16 protein-coding genes and 1 tRNA gene are annotated in these 16,614 nt (G+C 63.5%); 6 read left to right on the forward strand and 11 right to left on the reverse strand.

Annotated elements, in window-relative coordinates:
• Position 1: 1 nt before the first annotated feature.
• Together mce and HHL26_RS08325 are read right to left on the reverse strand one after the other, a co-directional pair.
• Complete coding sequence (gene mce, locus HHL26_RS08320) at positions 2–442, reverse strand: methylmalonyl-CoA epimerase (protein WP_066556143.1); 441 nt, start codon at positions 440–442, stop codon at positions 2–4.
• 13 nt (positions 443–455) lie between these two features.
• Entirely contained in the window at positions 456–1,988 is a 1,533-nt protein-coding gene (locus HHL26_RS08325) for an acyl-CoA carboxylase subunit beta (RefSeq protein WP_066556141.1), read from the reverse strand.
• A gap of 120 nt (positions 1,989–2,108) precedes the next feature.
• Between HHL26_RS08325 and HHL26_RS08330 the strand changes: the two genes are divergently transcribed.
• A complete protein-coding gene (locus HHL26_RS08330) occupies positions 2,109–3,524 on the forward strand; it encodes a helix-turn-helix transcriptional regulator (protein ID WP_066556135.1) in 1,416 nt (471 codons plus the stop codon).
• A gap of 59 nt (positions 3,525–3,583) precedes the next feature.
• Here HHL26_RS08330 and HHL26_RS08335 read toward each other — a convergent pair whose 3' ends face one another.
• The 5 genes from HHL26_RS08335 to HHL26_RS08355 form a co-directional block, all read right to left on the reverse strand.
• On the reverse strand, positions 3,584–4,276 hold the full coding sequence (locus tag HHL26_RS08335; protein ID WP_066556134.1) for an amino acid racemase: 693 nt from the start codon (positions 4,274–4,276) through the stop codon (positions 3,584–3,586).
• Between the two features lie 60 nt (positions 4,277–4,336).
• A complete protein-coding gene (locus HHL26_RS08340) occupies positions 4,337–5,140 on the reverse strand; it encodes an NAD(P)(+) transhydrogenase (Re/Si-specific) subunit beta (RefSeq protein WP_066556132.1) in 804 nt (267 codons plus the stop codon).
• 8 nt (positions 5,141–5,148) lie between these two features.
• On the reverse strand, positions 5,149–5,418 hold the full coding sequence (locus HHL26_RS08345) for a proton-translocating transhydrogenase family protein (protein ID WP_066556130.1): 270 nt from the start codon (positions 5,416–5,418) through the stop codon (positions 5,149–5,151).
• A 68-nt stretch (positions 5,419–5,486) separates the two neighbouring features.
• Positions 5,487–6,605 (reverse strand): NAD(P) transhydrogenase subunit alpha, encoded by a 1,119-nt coding sequence (locus tag HHL26_RS08350; protein ID WP_066561578.1) that lies wholly within the window; start codon positions 6,603–6,605, stop codon positions 5,487–5,489.
• Positions 6,606–6,630: 25 nt separating this feature from the next.
• The gene (locus HHL26_RS08355) at positions 6,631–6,756 is read right to left on the reverse strand and encodes an aa3-type cytochrome c oxidase subunit IV (RefSeq protein WP_066556128.1); all 126 of its coding nucleotides are present in this window, start codon (positions 6,754–6,756) and stop codon (positions 6,631–6,633) included.
• Between the two features lie 212 nt (positions 6,757–6,968).
• Here HHL26_RS08355 and HHL26_RS08360 point away from each other — a divergent pair, with 212 nt between their 5' ends.
• Together HHL26_RS08360 and HHL26_RS08365 are read left to right on the forward strand one after the other, a co-directional pair.
• Entirely contained in the window at positions 6,969–8,417 is a 1,449-nt protein-coding gene (locus tag HHL26_RS08360) for a sigma-54 dependent transcriptional regulator (protein WP_066556126.1), read from the forward strand.
• Positions 8,418–8,522: 105 nt separating this feature from the next.
• Positions 8,523–9,149 carry a hypothetical protein gene (locus HHL26_RS08365; RefSeq protein WP_066556125.1) on the forward strand — a complete coding sequence of 209 codons (627 nt, stop codon included), beginning with the start codon at positions 8,523–8,525 and terminating at the stop codon, positions 9,147–9,149.
• 144 nt (positions 9,150–9,293) lie between these two features.
• Here HHL26_RS08365 and HHL26_RS08370 read toward each other — a convergent pair whose 3' ends face one another.
• Positions 9,294–10,643 (reverse strand): DEAD/DEAH box helicase, encoded by a 1,350-nt coding sequence (locus HHL26_RS08370; RefSeq protein WP_066556123.1) that lies wholly within the window; start codon positions 10,641–10,643, stop codon positions 9,294–9,296.
• Between the two features lie 111 nt (positions 10,644–10,754).
• The gene (locus tag HHL26_RS08375; protein WP_066556121.1) at positions 10,755–11,189 is read right to left on the reverse strand and encodes a hypothetical protein; all 435 of its coding nucleotides are present in this window, start codon (positions 11,187–11,189) and stop codon (positions 10,755–10,757) included.
• A 78-nt stretch (positions 11,190–11,267) separates the two neighbouring features.
• On the opposite strand from HHL26_RS08375, the gene HHL26_RS08380 reads away from it, so the two are divergent.
• From HHL26_RS08380 to HHL26_RS08390, 3 genes are all read left to right on the forward strand, one after another.
• Positions 11,268–12,707: an FAD-binding oxidoreductase gene (locus tag HHL26_RS08380; protein ID WP_066556119.1), complete on the forward strand. Its 1,440-nt coding sequence runs from the start codon at positions 11,268–11,270 to the stop codon at positions 12,705–12,707.
• Between the two features lie 141 nt (positions 12,708–12,848).
• Positions 12,849–13,637 carry a SapC family protein gene (locus HHL26_RS08385; protein ID WP_066556117.1) on the forward strand — a complete coding sequence of 263 codons (789 nt, stop codon included), beginning with the start codon at positions 12,849–12,851 and terminating at the stop codon, positions 13,635–13,637.
• A gap of 292 nt (positions 13,638–13,929) precedes the next feature.
• A tRNA-Glu gene (locus HHL26_RS08390) sits at positions 13,930–14,004 on the forward strand.
• Between the two features lie 431 nt (positions 14,005–14,435).
• Here the strand turns inward: HHL26_RS08390 and HHL26_RS08395 are convergent.
• Together HHL26_RS08395 and HHL26_RS08400 are read right to left on the reverse strand one after the other, a co-directional pair.
• Complete coding sequence (locus tag HHL26_RS08395; RefSeq protein ID WP_169576062.1) at positions 14,436–15,791, reverse strand: ATP-binding protein; 1,356 nt, start codon at positions 15,789–15,791, stop codon at positions 14,436–14,438.
• Positions 15,784–16,461 carry a response regulator transcription factor gene (locus HHL26_RS08400; protein WP_066556116.1) on the reverse strand — a complete coding sequence of 226 codons (678 nt, stop codon included), beginning with the start codon at positions 16,459–16,461 and terminating at the stop codon, positions 15,784–15,786. Before HHL26_RS08400 ends, HHL26_RS08395 begins: the two co-directional genes overlap by 8 nt.
• Positions 16,462–16,614: the final 153 nt, after the last annotated feature.

Raw genomic sequence — 16,614 nt, forward strand, 5'->3', positions numbered from 1 at the left:
ATCAATGCGCGCCCTCTTTCGGCGTTTCCATGATTTCGGTCAGCACCCCGTTCATATCCTTGGGGTGGACGAAGAAGATCAGCGTGCCATGCGCGCCGATGCGCGGTTCGCCGAGCACCTTCTTGCCCAGCCCTTCGAACCAGGCCTTGGCTTGGATAATGTCAGGCACTTCATAGCACATATGATGCTGCCCGCCCGCCGGGTTCTTGGCGATGAAGCCATGAATGGGCGAGTTCTCGCCCAAGGGCTCGATCAGTTCGATCTGCGTACCGTTGGTGCCATTCTCGCCCGGCGTGTCGACGAAGCAGACCTTCACGCCCTGCGCGGGCAGGTCGAAAGGCTCGTGCGTGATCGTCGCGCCCATGACGTCGCGATAATAAGCGATGCTGGCTTCCAGTGAAGGCGTCGCGACGCCGATATGATTGAGACGGCCGAGTTTCATGGCTGCCTTCTCCTTAGAGCGGAATATTGTCGTGCTTCTTCCACGGATTTTCGAGGCTCTTGTTGCGCAGCTTGCGCAGGCCAAGGGCAATTCTCTTCCGCGTCGAATGCGGCTGGATCACCTCGTCGATGAAGCCCTTGCTCGCCGCCACGAACGGGTTGGCGAAGCGGTCTTCATATTCCTTGGTCTTTTCCGCGATCTCCTCGGGCGTCTTGCCGCGGAAGATGATCTCCACCGCGCCCTTGGCGCCCATCACCGCGATCTCGGCAGTCGGCCACGCATAGTTGAGGTCGCCGCGCAGATGCTTGGACGCCATAACGTCATAGGCGCCGCCATAGGCCTTGCGGGTGATGACGGTGATCTTCGGCACGGTCGCCTCAGCATAGGCGAATAGCAGCTTGGCGCCATGCTTGATGATGCCCGAATGTTCCTGCGCCGTCCCCGGCAGGAAGCCCGGCACGTCGACGAAGGTGACGATCGGAATTTCGAACGCATCGCAAAAGCGCACGAACCGCCCGGCCTTCTTGGACGAATTGATGTCCAGCACGCCCGCCAGCACCATCGGCTGGTTGGCGATGATCCCGACGGTCTTGCCTTCGACCCGCCCGAAACCGCAGAGGATGTTCCCCGCATGGGCCGGCTGCACTTCGAAAAAGTCGCCCTCGTCCACCACCTTGCGGATCAGCTCATGCATATCATAGGGCTGGTTGGCATTGGCCGGGATCAGCGTATCCAGGCTGTCCTCGATCCGGTCCCACGGATCGGCGCTCGGACGCTCCGGCACCGGCTCCTTGTTGGAAGCGGGCAGGAAGTCCATGAAATCGCGCACCGCCAGCAGCGCTTCGATGTCATTCTCGAACGCCACGTCGGCCACGCCCGACTTGGTGGTGTGCGTCACCGCCCCGCCCAGTTCCTCCTGGGTCACGACCTCGTTGGTAACGGTCTTCACCACGTCCGGCCCGGTCACGAACATGAAGCTCGAATCCTTCACCATGAAGATGAAGTCGGTCATGGCGGGCGAGTAAACCGCGCCGCCCGCACACGGCCCCATGATGACGCTGATCTGCGGCACCACGCCCGACGCCAGCACATTGCGCTGGAAAATCTCCGCATAGCCGCCCAGCGAAGCCACGCCCTCCTGAATGCGCGCGCCGCCCGAGTCATTCAGGCCGATCACCGGCGCGCCGACCTTCATGGCGATGTCCATGATCTTGCAGATCTTCATCGCGTGCCGTTCCGACACCGCGCCGCCATAGACGGTGAAGTCCTGGCTGAAGACATAGACCAGCCGGCCGTTGATCGTGCCCGATCCGGTGACGACGCCGTCGCCCGGAATGTGCTGCTCATCCATGCCGAAGTCGATGCAATTATGTTCGACATACATGTCCAGCTCCTCGAAGCTGTCCTCGTCCAGCAGCACTTCCAGCCGCTCGCGGGCCGTAAGCTTGCCCTTGGCATGCTGAGCGTCGATGCGGCGCTGGCCGCCGCCCAGGCGCGCGGCATCGCGCTTGGCTTCGAGCTGTTCGATGATGGCGAGCTTCGACATATAAGGCTTCTCTCCGGCTTGTCGCGGACATCTTCGCCCGCCCCTTCCAATCTTTTCGCATTTTCGCAAATGCAATTTTGCTAATTTGCAAATTGCGACTTTGCAAATTATGGACGAATCATGGCTCGTGGCAATCGAATCTTCGCAGGTCCGCGCCTGCGCCAACTCCGCCTGGACCACCGCATGGACCAGGCGACCATGGCCCAGGCGCTGGGCATATCCGTCTCTTATCTCAGCCAGATGGAAAATGACGATCGCCCCCTGACCGCCAAGGTGAAGGCCGCACTCGCCAGCGCCTTCCCCACCGACTGGGCCAGCTTCGACAGCCGGGAGGAGGAGCAGCTTCTTGGCGCCTTCACCTACGCCCTCGCCCATCCCGAACTGCCCGGCGCCGCGCTGGAACCGGAGCGGATCGAGAAGCTGCACCTGCAATTTCCGGAATTCGCGGCGCGCTATGTCGATCTCTACAACGCCCATATGCGCGCCAATGAACGCATCAACATGATCGAGGAGGCGATCGCCAACGATCATGCGGTCCAGGCCCGCCTCCCCTGGGAAGCGGCGCGCGACTGGTTCCATGAGGCGGGCAATTATGTCCACGCTCTCGACTGCCTGGCGGAAGACATGGCCGCCAGCTTCACCGCCGGCCAGACCCTGGACGAAGGCATGCTGGTCGAAGCGCTGGCCCGCCGCCACGGGATCGAGACGCTGATCGCGGAGACCCCGGACTCCGCGCTCCGCTCCTATACCAGCAGCGAGCGGCGCCTATTCGTCAACGCCGCCCTGCCCACAGAAAGCCGCAAGTTCATGCTCGCCCACCAGCTCATGATGCTGGAGGGGCAGGCGGTCATCGCTGACGTGGTGAGCAAGGCGGCGCTGCCCGTCATGGGCGCCGACCGCCTGCTCGCCATCGGCCTCGGCAATTATGCGGCGGGCGCGTTGCTGATGCCCTACGCTCCATTCCGCGAAGCCGCTCGCGATGTTCGCCACGACATCGACCGCCTCGCCCGCCGCTTCGGCGTCAGCTTTGAACAGGCCTGCCATCGTCTTTCGACCCTCCAGCGGCCCGGCCTGCGCGGCATTCCCTTTTTCTTCTGCCGCGTCGACATGGCGGGCAACATCACCAAGCGCCACAGCGCCACGCGCCTGCAATTCGCGCGCTTCGGTGGCGCCTGCCCCTTGTGGAACGTCCATGAAGCGGTCGCCGTCCCCGACCGGATCAACATCCAGCTTGGCGAGACCCCCGATGGCGTGCGCTATGTCTCCATGGCGAAGGGGCTGGTGAAACCATCAGGCAGCTACAGCCGCACCCCGCGCCGCTTCGCGGTGGTGCTGGGCTGCGAAATCGCCCACGCGGCGAATTTCGTCTATGCCGACGGCCTGCAACTGGAGGTGGAGGGCGCCGCGACGCCGATCGGCATCACCTGCCGCCTCTGCCCGCGCCAAAGTTGCGACCAACGCGCCTTCCCGCCGGCCGACCGTCCTATCCATGTCGATCCCGATAACCGCCAGATCGTGCCTTACTGGATCGGCTAGGATGTTCCTGAACTGGGCTTGGAGAAGCAAATCGGATGGATCGCGGACAAAGCGATGCGCTATTCCCCCAAAATCACATCCACCCCGGCGCGGGCATGGATGCTGGTGCCGTCATAGATCGGCAGCACATTCGCCTTCACGTCGACAATCATCTCCAGTTCCGTGCAGGCTAGGATCGCGGCCTGCACATGTTCCTTGGCGATGTCGGTCAGTTCGGACTTCATATAGCGCTCGGACTCGCGGCTGACCTTGCCGATGGTCAACTCGTCATAGACGATCCGGTCGATCCGCTCGGCCAGTTCCATATCGGGCGGCAACAATGAAATGCCATGCGCGACGAGCCGCTGGCGGTAGAATTTCTCGGTCATCACGTTGCGCGTGCCGATCAGCGCGGCTTTTTCGATGCCGTCCGCCTGCATCTTGCGCCCGACCGCCTCGGCAATGTTGATGATCGGAATGTCGACGCCAGCCTGCACCTCGTCATAAACACGGTGCATGGAGTTGGCGCAGATCAGCAGCGCCGCTGCGCCGCCCTGCTCCAGCCGCCGCGCCGAAGCGGTCAGCACGTCCGCCGCATGGGCCCATTCCTCCTCGGTGGTGGAGCGGCCTATATCCGCGAAATCCAGGCTTTCGATCAGCAGCGGCGCGCTGTGCTGGCCGCCCCGGGCGCGATATACGGCCTGGTTGATGATCTGATAATAGCGCGCCGTCGACGTCCAGCTAAGACCGCCTATCAGACCGAGCTTCTTCATGAATCCGCTTACCCCAATGCGCCGACGAAGCCGGACAGGCCTGTCTCTCCCCTCAAATCGTTAGGGGCGGCGTCCCCCATCGGCAAGCCCCTTCCTGCCCGCCCCGCCGCAAAGGCGCGCGCCGAACAGGCTTCCCGCTGCGCCCGCCAGCCCACCGGCAACGGCCATCGCCATATTTTCCATCAGGAAAGCGGACGCCGCCACGGCCCAGCCGGCGAAGCCACCGACCAACGCCAGGGCAGGCTCCGTGCCCGGGCCCATGCCCCATTTCGTCAACCCTCGGCCCGCAAGCAGCGCGACTCCAACGCACGCCAGGAGCCAACCGATCTGAGGATTCGCGACAAAGACCGCGACACACCCGCCCGTCGCCAGCAGCATAACGCTCGCGACAAGAGGATATCCCGCCTGCTGCACCGACCCGCGCCACAGGATCGTTACTGCCCCCCCGCAGGCCATCGCTCCCCAGGCAACGGCCGTCCCGATCGCGACGGCGCCGTCGATGCGCAGCCGGTCCGTCACATCGTCCAGCAGGCCGAAAGCATGGGGATTGCGCCATGCTGCCGCTCCGATAAAAACCGCCGCAAGACCGGCCTGCCCAACCAGCCCGCTCAGTAGCGCCGGAAGCGCTGATCGCGGCAAGCCGCGTCCCAACCCCAACCCAACTGCGCCTCCGGTAATCAGCGCCGCGCAGATTTGCGGCAGGGCCATGACATCATGGCTGTAGAGCGTCACCGCACCGGCCACCGTCATCGCCGCCACAAGCGAACTGGCACCACGCCGCAGCCCGGTTCCAAACGGAGCCAGTAGGGCCGCCGCGAACAGCAACGCCGCAATCGACCAGCCGGTCAGGATCGTCGGATTCATACTCTCCATCACGGACGTGGCGGCGTGTCGAGCCGCCTCGCCGCCACGAAACCGCCGCATAGCCCTGCGCTGCCCATGACTATGCCGAGCAGCCCCAGCGTCCGCGCCGCCGCGCTCCCCGCCTCCGCCGAGACGATCAGGGCGCCGATCAAGATGGCGGATGACAGCATCTGAAGGATGGCCGCCAGCGCCCAGCCGTCATCCGGCCGGGCCCGCCATCCGACGACCATTCCAAAGCCACAGGCGGCCAAAAAGGAAATGAGGAGGAACAGGGTCATCTGTTCCTCCTCATTGCATGAAGTCGCCTGCGGTCAAGCCCTGTCACGCAGGACAAGGCCGCCCGGTGTCAGAGCAGTCGTTCGCTGACGACCTTGCCGCCCTGCGTCACGCGGATGGCGTTGCCGATTTCCTCATCCAGCACCGGCGCATTCTGATCCTTGTTCCAGAATGCGGAGAGGAAATTATAGAGGTTGCGCGCAAACAAAGCGGACGCATCCGCCGCAAGGCGCGAAGGCACATTCTTGTGCCCGACGATCTTGACGCCATGCCGCTCGACCACTTCGCCCAGCACCGCGCCCTCGACATTGCCGCCCTGCTCGACGGCGAGGTCGACGATCACGCTGCCCGGCTTCATCGACGCGATCTGCGCGTCGGTGATCAGGCGCGGCGCGGCCCTGCCGGGAATCAACGCCGTAGTGATCACGATATCCTGCTTGGCGATATGGCCGGACACCAGATCGGCTTGCGCCTTCTGATACTCCTCCGACATTTCGGTGGCATAGCCGCCCTTGCCCTCGCCCTCTATGCCCGCAACGCTTTCCACGAAGATCGCCTTGGCGCCCAGGCTCTCGATCTGTTCCTTGGTGGCGGAACGCACGTCGGTCGCGGAAACCTGCGCGCCCAGGCGCTTGGCGGTCGCGATCGCCTGCAAGCCCGCGACGCCAACCCCCATGATGAAGGCCTTGGCCGGGGACACCGTGCCCGCCGCGGTCATCATCATCGGGAAGGACCGGCCATATTCGGCGGCGGCGTCCAGTACGGCCTTGTAGCCGGAAAGATTGGACTGGGACGACAGGATATCCATCGACTGCGCGCGGGTTATGCGCGGCATGAACTCCATCGCCAGCGCTTCGAATCCCGCAGCGGCATAGGCATCGACCCGCGCCCGTTCCACGAAGGGATTGAGACCTGCGACGATCCAGGCGCCGGATTTGGCCCCCGCAATGCTGACCGGGTCCGGCCCCTGCACGCCCAATATGATGTCGGCACCCGCCACGGTCGCGGCGCGGTCCGCCACGGTCGCTCCCATGGCGGCATAATCAGCGTCGGATATGGAGGCTGTCAGGCCAGCGCCCGCCTCCACCGCGACATCGGCGCCGAGCGCCTTGAACTTCTTGACCGTTTCCGGCGTGCCGGAAACGCGGCGCTCACCCTCGGCAAGCTCCCTGACAATCGCTATTTTCATGGACATCCCCCTGCCGTCGCCCGCCTTAGCTGGCGATCAGCACCACGACCAAAGCGGCGACCACGGCACTGGCGATCGTTCCCCATTTCATAAGGGACACGAACCCTTCATAAGTCTGGGTTGCGCTGTTCAAATTCCCGTCCGAAGCCATGCACTGTCCCTCTCTGTTTCCGGAGCCGCATTTTCCGAGCCGTTGACCGCGAAGGGTCAGGTTGAAAATGCTCCGGCCTGTTTCGTCGGCATCCTCTTATCGTCAAGCCCTCCCCCCCTCAAGTCGTGAGCGAACAAGAAAATCTTTTCGGTTAAGCCGGTCTTTACCCCTCCCCTCTACCTTTGGACGCCAGTTCGCATATGAGGGGTAAGATGGTGCGCGACGGCGTTCCGATGCTGATGTTGATCGATGACGAGCCGGCGCAGCGCAGGCTGGTTTCGGCTTTGGCCGCGCGCGCTGGATGGCGCACCATCTTCGCCAATGACGGCGATACCGCGATCGCGATGCTGGGCACGCAGGACGGCATGCGGCTCGACGCCGTGCTGCTCGACCAGTGGAGTCCGAGCTATGAACCGACCGGCCTGATCCGCGAGTTGCGCGCCCGCCGCCCGGCGCTGCCCATCCTGGTCCTGACCGCACACAATAATGTCGCCGTCGCGGTGGAAGCGATGCGGGCGGGCGCCACGGACTATCTGGCCAAGCCGATCGCGCCCGAAAGGCTGCTCGCGGCCCTCAACGCCACGCTGAACGGCGATCATGGCAAGGGCGAGCTGCGTCCGCTCACCGAAAAAATCCCCGCTGCCCTTTCCTTCGAGGACGTGGTCGGCGCCGCGCCCCAATTCCGCGCCGCGCTCGCCATAGCGGCCAAGGCAGCCCGCGCCCGCGTACCAGTGCTGATCGAAGGCGAGAGCGGCGTCGGCAAAGATGTGATCGCTCGCGCGATCCATGCCGCCTCCCCCCGTCACAAACAGGCGATGATCACCGTGAATTGCGGCGCCATTCCCGCCAATCTGGTCGAATCGGACCTGTTTGGCCATGAGCGCGGTGCCTTCACCGGCGCCTTCGAGCGGCAGATCGGCAAGTTCGCCGCAGCCGACATGGGCACCATCTTCCTGGATGAAGTCAGCGAAATGCCGCTCGACGCGCAGGTGAAGCTGCTGCGCGTGCTGCAGGATGGCGAGGTGCAGCCGATCGGCGCGCGCCGCCCGATCCATGTCGACGTCCGCGTCATCGCCGCCACCAACAAGCGGCTGCATGATGAGATCGAGGCGGGCCGCTTCCGCGAGGATCTTTATTACCGCCTCAATGTGGTGCAGCTCACCATTCCCCCGCTGCGGGAGCGGTTGGGCGATGTGCCGGCGCTTTGCCGCCATCTGCTCTCCCGCATCGCGACCCAGCCGGGGCTGCGCGGCCTGGGCCTGACCGACGATGCGCTAGCGCTGCTGATGCAGCATGACTGGCCGGGCAATGTGCGCCAGCTTCAGAACGCCCTGTTCCGCGCAGCCGTGCTGTGCGAGGGCGATGCCCTGACACCGCAGGATTTCCCGCAGATCGCCGCCCATATCCGCAGCCGCGCCCATGGCGACACGCACCATGGCCGACTGCGCGCCGTGCCCCAGCCGCATCGGGAGGCCGCCGGCATCACCCTGTTCGAAGGCGACGGCCATGTCCGCCAATTGGCCGAGATCGAGGCGGACGTCATCCGCCTGGCCATCGGCCATTATCGCGGGCGGATGACCGAAGTGGCCCGTCGGCTGGGCATCGGCCGCTCGACCCTCTACCGCAAGCTGGCGGAGCTGGGGATCGACAGCGCCGCATGATCGCGTGACGGAAGTAGGGCGAACAGCCTCTTCCCGCCGTCGCCCCATCGCTCAACGATCGGCTGCAAAGTTGAAATGTTGCGGCGGCTATGCTTTGGGAGAGCGATGAAAAGAACCGCCCTTGCCGTCGCCCTGCCCCTCCTGCTGCTGGTCGCCTGCGGCCGCGCCGAACCTGTCGAGGATCTGCCGAGCCAGGAGGAGCTTGCCGCCGCCGCCAACGCGGCCGCGGCCAAGGCGATGGCCAGTGCCAAGGCCGACACCCCGGCCTCCCGCAATTACGTCAATGTCGAGCGCGGCTTTTCCATCACCTTCCCTGAGGGCTGGGAAAAGAACGCCGCCTCCAGCAATGCCGACGGCGTGGTCTATCAGGATCCCGGCGCAGGCGCAGATGTCCGCATCTTCTGGCAGAAGAAGGATGGGGACCAGACGCTGCAACAGATCGTCGAAACTGTGAACGAGGGTTCCGAAGGGGTCAGCGGCGATTATATCGGCAACAATGAATATCGCGGCACCGCCAATGACGGCGAAGGCAATAATGTCGCGCTGCGCCTGATGAAACAGCCGGACGGCACCATCGTCACCGCCAGCTTCGTCTATCCCGAAATGCTGAGCGAGCAATATCAGACGATGGCGGAAAAGACGCTGGACAGCCTGCACATCTTCGCCCCCAAGGCCCAGACGCCGGAGGGTAGCGCGGCGGCGACGCCAGCGGCCAACGCCGCGACGCCCTGACGCCAGAGCGATTTAGCTGCGCTGGCCTTCGGCTCCAAGCGGTCGGAAACGCAGTTCGGCGCAGTCAATCGATCGACGGTTAATAAATCGCGTAAATCAAAGAACTAGAGAGCACGCCCTGCATCCAGTTTAACGCAGCGCGCTCTAAATTCCAAAGCCGACCGACAAAAACTCCGGAACCGGCCCGTTCCAGCCCTCGTCCGGACCGTTATCCACCGGCTCGGGCCGACGCGGACGGGCGCCATTGCCTTCGGGGCGCGCCACACGAGGCTCTTCAGAGCGATGGTCGTCACGGCGCTTGTCGGACTTGCGATCCTTCCGCCGATCCCTGTCCGCCTTGCGCGGTTCATCGGCGCTGCGTTCAGCCGGAGCCGCAGCCGCCGGCGCATCGATCATCTCGATCTTCTGCTTGATCAGCTTCTGGATATTGTCGATCGCCTCGGCATCGTCCGCCGTCACGAAGGTATAGGCGACCCCCTTCGCCCCTGCCCGGCCGGTACGGCCGATGCGGTGGACATAATCGTCCGGATGCCAGGGCGCATCGAAGTTGAACACATGGCTCACGCCCTTGATGTCCAGCCCACGCGCCGCCACGTCCGACGCCACGAGGATATTCACCGTCCCCGCCCGGAACCGTTCCAGCTCCGCGATGCGCGCCGACTGGTCAATATCGCCGTGAATCTCGCCCGACTTGAAGCCATGGCGCTGGAGGCTCTTGTTAAGATCCCGCACCGTCGTCTTGCGGTTGCAGAAGATCACCGCGCTCAGCACATCCTCCGCTTCCAGCATCGCCCGCAGCGCTTCCCGCTTCTTGCGCGAATCGACCTTCACCAGCCGCTGGGTGATGTTGATCGAGGCCGTCGCGGGCCGCGCCACCTCAATCGACTTGGGATTGCTCAGGAACCGATCCGCCAGCTTCTTGATCGGCGCCGGCATGGTCGCGGAAAACAGCAAAGTCTGCCGCTGGGCGGGCAGCTTGGTGCAGATTTCCTCGATGTCCGGGATGAAGCCCATGTCGAGCATGCGGTCCGCTTCGTCGATCACCAGCATGCTGCAACCGTTGAGCAGGATCTTGCCGCGCTGGAACAGGTCCATCAGGCGCCCTGGCGTCGCGATCAGCACGTCCACGCCCTTTTCCAAGGCTTTGAGCTGATCGCCCATCTGCACGCCGCCGATCAGCAGCGCCATGTTGAGCTTGTGATACTTCCCGTATTTCTCGAAATTCTCTGCCACCTGGGCGGCGAGTTCGCGCGTCGGTTCCAGGATCAACGATCGCGGCATCAGCGCGCGGGCGCGGCCATGCGCCAATATGTCGATCATCGGCAACACGAAGCTGGCGGTCTTGCCAGTCCCCGTCTGGGCGATGCCGATAATGTCCTTCATCATCAGAACGGGCGGGATCGCCTGCGCCTGGATCGGCGTGGGCGTGTCATATCCGGCCTCGCTTACGGCCTTCAATAATTCGTCGGAAAGGCCGAGATCGGCAAAAGTCATTCAAATGTCCGGGACAGGAGGCTATCCACCGCGCGAAAACACGCAGAGGAAATCGCGCGCGCCTTGCGGAAATATCGCTCTCTTGTCAAGAAAATCGCGAAAATGATGCCCTTATTCGTCAGGTTCGGCCTGTTCCAGCCGCCGAAAACTGTCGATCCCGCAACTGACGCCGCTACGCGCCTGCAACTCGTCCCGCCCCGAACAGAGCGACCCATCCTCATCGGGCTCGACATAGAAGCCGGAATAAAAGCCCATGCTGTTGCACCCGCGTTCCAGCCTGGCGCGATAGCGGTGATTATCCGCCAGCAACAAATCTATGGCATTGTCCATCAGGATGCTTGCCGACCGAATCGAGCGCAGGGCGATGCAACGCGGCCCCTTCTTCTCCTTCCAGTCATTGCGCGCGTCGGGCACCGGGCGCGCCGGGGCACGGCCCTTTTTCGCCATCGGCACGCGAATGATGATGCGCTGCTCGATCGTCAACTGCGCCCACTGCACGGGCTCGGCGGCTGGCACGGTCAACAGCAGCAGGACGGAATGAAACAAGTCGAACCCCTTTTGGGACGCAGACGCTATGGACCAAAGGTTGAACCGTCGATGAATTCCAAGGCATAGGACAGTCCCATGATAGGACAAGATGTTATCGCCCGCTTCACCGCCCTGTTGGGGGAAAAGCGCGTCGTGACCGATGCGGACGACATCGCCCCCTGGGTCAGCGACTGGCGCGGGCGCTATCATGGCGCGGCCATGGCGATCCTTCAGCCGGATACGACCGAGCAGGTCGCCGCCGCCGTCAAACTGGCCGCGGACCTTGGCATACCGCTGGTGCCGCAGGGCGGCAACACCTCCATGGTCGGCGGCGCCACGCCGCCTGCGGACGGTTCCGCGCTGATCCTGTCGCTCCGCCGCATGAACCGCATCCGCAGCCTGTCGCCTGACGATAATCTGGCCGTGTGCGAAGCGGGCTTGATCCTCTCCAACCTCCACGATGCCGCAACCGCCGTGGACCGCCGCTTCCCCTTGAGTCTGGGCGCCAAGGGTTCCGCCACGATCGGCGGCCTCATCTCCACCAACGCGGGCGGCACGCAGGTGCTACGCCATGGCACGATGCGCGCGCTGGTCGAAGGGATCGAGGCCGTCTTGCCCGATGGCAGCATCTTCCATGGGCTGGACGCCCTCAAGAAGGACAATCGCGGCTATGATATCAAGCAATTGCTGATCGGCGCCGAAGGCACGCTGGGCGTCATCACTGCCGCCTCGCTGCGCCTGGTTCCGGCCATCGCCGCCCGCGCGGTCGGCTGGGTCGGAGTCCCCTCGCCCACAGACGCGCTCGCCCTGCTCCGCCTCTGCGAAGCGCGTCTCGGTGACAGCGTCGAGGGTTTCGAGGTGATCGCGGATGATGGCCTAGGCCATGTCCTCTCGCATATTCCCGGCACCCGCTGCCCGATCGAGACGCGCACGCCCTGGCATGTGCTGATCGAAGTCGACCATGGCGACCTGCGCGAACCCGGCCCCGCCGAACGGCTCGAAAGCGCGCTGGCCGAAGCGCTGGAGCAAGGCATCGCCGTCGACGCCGCCATCGCCGCCAACGAAGCGCAGGCCGAAGCCTTCTGGCGCATCCGCGAATCGCTTTCCGAATCCGAACGCGCCCAGGGACCGGCGCTGCAATATGACATTAGCGTCCCGGTCGCCCGCATGCCCGCCTTCATGGTCGACGCGGCGGCAGCGGCGGAAAGAACCTTCCCCGGCACCACCGCCTCATCTTTTGGCCATCTGGGCGACGGCAACGTCCATTTCCACGTCCGCGCACCCAAGGGGACGAGCGACGGCCCGGCCTGGATCGCGGCGGAGGGACAAACGATCAACGCCTTCGTCCACGACGCGGTGGTCGCGGCGGGCGGATCGATCTCCGCCGAACATGGCATCGGCCAGATGAAGCGCGCCGAACTGGGTCGCCTTGCCAGCCCCGCGCGGCTGCATGCCCTGCGCGCGATCAAGACCGCCTTCGATCCTCAGGGCATCATGAATCCGGACAAGCTCATCCCCCGCCCGGAAGAAGGCTGAAGGCAGGCCCGCCTGAAGCACCGGGCGTCGACAAAGCGATTGCCTCCCGCGCTCGAGGGCTTTATCTCCCTCGGCCCAGTATCAGGCCCGCGGCGCAAGGGAAAATGCGCCGCTTTTTTGTTAGAAATGGACTAGCACATCATGGCAAGCGCGCCCGCGAACGGCCTTCCCGTCTTCTACAACGACCTTATTCCGCTGAGCAGCGTCGATCATGCCGCCTATCGCAGCCGCTCCGTCGATTCGGCGCCCTTCCTCACCAAGCAGCACGCGATCCCGCTGACCGTCGACGAATTCGTCGCTGCCCAGCGCTTCGTGCCGATCATCTTCTCCGCCGGCGACGAGCCGGTCCCGCTGGCGCTGATGGGTCTTAACGAGGGCGTCAACACCTTCCTCGACGATGAAGGCAAGCTGCGCGGCCCGGCCTATGTCCCGGCCTATGTCCGTCGCTATCCCTGGATGCTGGCAAAGCTGCGCCCCGACAGCGACGAACTGTCGCTCTGCTTCGATCCGACCAGCGACGCGATCGGCGCGTTCGAAGATGGCCAGCCGCTGTTCGAGGACGGCAAGCCCAGCGAACTGACCCAGGGCGTCCTCAAATTCTGCGAGGATTTCGAACAGGCCGCCGCCCGCACCGGCCAGTTCATGAAGGATCTGAAGGATCTGGACCTGCTGATGGACGGCGAAGTCGCCATCCAGGTGCCGGGCAATGATCAGCCCTTCGTCTATCGCGGCTTCCGCATGGTGAATGAGGAAAAGCTGCGCGACATGCGGGGCGACCAGCTACGAAAGATCAGCCAGAACGGAATGCTGCCGCTGATCTACGCCCATCTCTTCTCGCTCCAACTAATGCGTGAACTGTTCGAGGCGCAGGTGACGCAGGGCAAGGGTCCGATCGCTGTGCCCTCAGCGCCCCAACCCGCTGAATCTTAATTGAAATTAAGCATTTATGACAAATATTTAAGAAAAAAGGTTGCGCGATGCCACTTGAAACTCCGCGCAGCTTTCTCTATTTACCGAACATACGGCGCACCTGCCCCCCTTTCGGGTGTGTCGTATGGGCGCCTCCCCCTTAGGAGGCGTCTCCTCCCTGAACCTTGGCCACCCCATGCGAATCGCATGGGGTGGTTTTTTATGTGCCGCAGGAAAGTGCACGGGTTTCGCTTGACGGCTCGTACCCGCCCTCTTAAAGGCGGCCCCCTGCCCGTCGCCCAATGCGACCAGTGGCCCCTTCGTCTAGCGGTTAGGACGCGGCCCTCTCACGGCTGAAACACGGGTTCGATTCCCGTAGGGGTCACCAATAAAATCAAGGACTTAGCTCCGTAATTTTGGTAGATTATCAATAAACGGATCGGGATCCTGTAGAACGGAACAGGACGATTTGCTGCTCTGTGCAGCTTATTCGTTTTCACGATATGCCGAGGTTCAGCGCGGAGATGGCAGGCGCCGTGCTCGGGGCCGATAGCCAAATTGCAAAGTTCGCCTGAGCGAATATCCCCTCAACGCCTGGACGCGGTGAGAAGGGTCCGTAAATCCTCCACGAGAATCAGCGTCGCCTGCCCCTCATTCGAGGTTCTCAGAGAGCCATCCTTGATAAGAGAATAAAGCTTTGATCGACTGGTCCCAGTGATCGAACCGCTACTGGGATGCGCGCACTCAATAGCGCGGCATCGATCGCCCTTTGCTCGGGACACTATTCCATCATGTCGCAGACTTCCCGTCCAGCATCGACTATGCAGGCACGGTTTGCGGCAGAATGAACCCTATCGTCAGTCCCGGTGCATTGTCACCGATTTCCAATTGCCCATCATGCATTGCGACGATCGCCGCGACCAAATTAAGGCCCAGGCCATGGCCAGCCGTGGTTCTGCCGCGGTCCATGCGCACGAAACGGCGGAAAATGGCTTCATGCGCGTCGCCGGGCACGCCCGGTCCATTGTCACAGACCGCAACACGCACCTTGCCGTCACGGTTTTCGAGAAGCAGATGTATGGCCGTACCGGGCTGCGTGTGTACCTGCGCGTTGTCGAGCAGGTTCACGATCGCCTGCGAGAGCAATTCCCGATCACCTTGCACCGTTGCGATAGCAGCCAAATTTGCGGTCAAGGTGCGACCGCCTTCTTCAACGGCGGGGATATAGCTGTCTGCCATGTCGCGGGCGATTTCCGCCAGATCAACGGTCCGAAAACTCGCCTTGCGCCGTCCACCCTCGATTTCGCTGATACGTAAAATGGCCGCGAACAGGGCAAGTAGCTTGTCCGTCTGATCCAGCGCGGAAGCCAGCCTTTCCCGCAGGCGATCCGGATCCTCCCCGCCTTCCAGGCTCTCTTCCAGATGACTGCGCAGCCGGGCCAGTGGCGTGCGCAGGTCATGCGCGATGTCCCCCGACAATTGACGCAGATTTTCAAGCAGGACCGTGATCCGGTCCAGCATCCGGTTGAGCGAATGGGCCAGCGCGTCAAATTCGTCGCCGGTCCCGCTTTCAGGCACGCGGCGGTTAATATCGCCCGCCATGATCCGGTCGGCCGCACCACTGATGGCAGCCAGGCGACGGCGGAGATAGGCGCCAAGCAGGAGCGCGCCGGTCAGGCTGAGCAGCAGCACGATGGCGAACGCCACCAGAAAAATGCCGCCTAACGTCTGGTCGACACGCTCGACCACCGAACGATCCGCGCCTACGATCAGGCGAGAGCCATCATCCAGATCGACGGACCAAGCGCGGGCGACATCCGGCCCCTCCAGAACGTCCTGAAAATCAAGGTTGCTCCAACCCACTGGCGGACGGCGGGCATGCAGGCCGCCCGCTATGCGCCGGCCGTCCCGCGCGAACACCGCATATAGGAGTTCATTGGCGCTATTACCTGCCTCTCGCTCGCCAATGGCAAAGGTTAGTCCATCATGCCCCTCGAGCCGATATTCAGCGATCAGGGCGCCGCTATCCTCGACGATCTGCGCTTCCAGTTGACGCATGAAGGCGGCATGGGCGAAAAGGATCACCGCGACGCCCAGCAACGCCGTCGCCAGCGCAAAGCCCAGCGCATAAACCAGCGCGATGCGATAGGCCGCGCTGCGCAGCACCTTAGCCATGCATGGCCAGCCTGTAGCCGACACCGCGCACGGATTCGATGCTGGCGGGCACGCCGCTGTCGCTGAGTTTCGAGCGCAACCGGCTGATATGGGTTTCAACGATGCTGGTCTGCGGATTGAAGGTGAAGCCCCAGACCCGTTCCAGCAGCATGGCGCGGGTCACCGGTTCGCCGGAATGGCGCATCAGTTCCTCCAGCAGCCGCATCTCGCGCGGCTGGAGCGCCACAAGCCGTCCCTTGTAGCGCAAATCCCGCCGCATCAGGTCAAGGACGAGTTCCCCCTCCTCGATCCGGGAACCGGGATCGGGCACATGGGCGCGGCGCGTGATGGCCTGAAGCCGCGCCAGCAGTTCGTTCATGGCGAAAGGCTTGCCGACATGATCGTCCGCTCCCGCCTCCAGACCCTCCACCCGGTCATCGATGCCGTCGAGCGCGGTCAGCAGCAGCACCGGCACCCGCTCACCCCGTCTGCGCCACTGCCGCACCAGATCCAGCCCAGTCATGCCCGGCAGCATCCGGTCGAGAATCACGGCGTCGAAAGCCTGTTTCCCGACATCAGTTGCCGCCTGTTCGGCGCTCGTCACGCCGTGCACCGCATGCCCGGCGCGGCGCAGGCCATTTTCGATGAACAGGCGCAGATCGGGATCGTCCTCTACCACCAGAATTTGCAATGCTCAGGCTCCCAATGCTGAGAGTCTTCTCTGATTGGGGCGTTTTGGGTCAAGCTGTTTCCTCGTATTCGTGACCGTTCCCATGGATCACTCGCTTCTCTCCGCGGTCAGCGCTGGGCTGCCGCATAATGGGGTCAGGAGAGCGGGATGCCT

Origin of the sequence: Sphingobium sp. TB-6 (genome assembly GCF_012927365.1) — a bacterium.
Lineage (GTDB): Bacteria > Pseudomonadota > Alphaproteobacteria > Sphingomonadales > Sphingomonadaceae > Sphingobium.

What these genes read in the sequence shown, in the direction of transcription:
- HHL26_RS08360 (WP_066556126.1), top strand. Translation starts at nt 6,969, where the DNA reads ATGGTGCGCGACGGCGTTCCGATGCTGATGTTGATCGATGACGAGCCG.
- HHL26_RS08395 (WP_169576062.1), bottom strand. Translation starts at nt 15,791, where the DNA reads ATGGCTAAGGTGCTGCGCAGCGCGGCCTATCGCATCGCGCTGGTTTAT.
- mce (WP_066556143.1), bottom strand. Translation starts at nt 442, where the DNA reads ATGAAACTCGGCCGTCTCAATCATATCGGCGTCGCGACGCCTTCACTG.
- HHL26_RS08325 (WP_066556141.1), bottom strand. Translation starts at nt 1,988, where the DNA reads ATGTCGAAGCTCGCCATCATCGAACAGCTCGAAGCCAAGCGCGATGCC.
- HHL26_RS08350 (WP_066561578.1), bottom strand. Translation starts at nt 6,605, where the DNA reads ATGAAAATAGCGATTGTCAGGGAGCTTGCCGAGGGTGAGCGCCGCGTT.
- HHL26_RS08385 (WP_066556117.1), top strand. Translation starts at nt 12,849, where the DNA reads ATGGCAAGCGCGCCCGCGAACGGCCTTCCCGTCTTCTACAACGACCTT.
- HHL26_RS08355 (WP_066556128.1), bottom strand. Translation starts at nt 6,756, where the DNA reads ATGGCTTCGGACGGGAATTTGAACAGCGCAACCCAGACTTATGAAGGG.
- HHL26_RS08365 (WP_066556125.1), top strand. Translation starts at nt 8,523, where the DNA reads ATGAAAAGAACCGCCCTTGCCGTCGCCCTGCCCCTCCTGCTGCTGGTC.
- HHL26_RS08340 (WP_066556132.1), bottom strand. Translation starts at nt 5,140, where the DNA reads ATGAATCCGACGATCCTGACCGGCTGGTCGATTGCGGCGTTGCTGTTC.
- HHL26_RS08380 (WP_066556119.1), top strand. Translation starts at nt 11,268, where the DNA reads ATGATAGGACAAGATGTTATCGCCCGCTTCACCGCCCTGTTGGGGGAA.
- HHL26_RS08330 (WP_066556135.1), top strand. Translation starts at nt 2,109, where the DNA reads ATGGCTCGTGGCAATCGAATCTTCGCAGGTCCGCGCCTGCGCCAACTC.
- HHL26_RS08335 (WP_066556134.1), bottom strand. Translation starts at nt 4,276, where the DNA reads ATGAAGAAGCTCGGTCTGATAGGCGGTCTTAGCTGGACGTCGACGGCG.
- HHL26_RS08370 (WP_066556123.1), bottom strand. Translation starts at nt 10,643, where the DNA reads ATGACTTTTGCCGATCTCGGCCTTTCCGACGAATTATTGAAGGCCGTA.
- HHL26_RS08345 (WP_066556130.1), bottom strand. Translation starts at nt 5,418, where the DNA reads ATGACCCTGTTCCTCCTCATTTCCTTTTTGGCCGCCTGTGGCTTTGGA.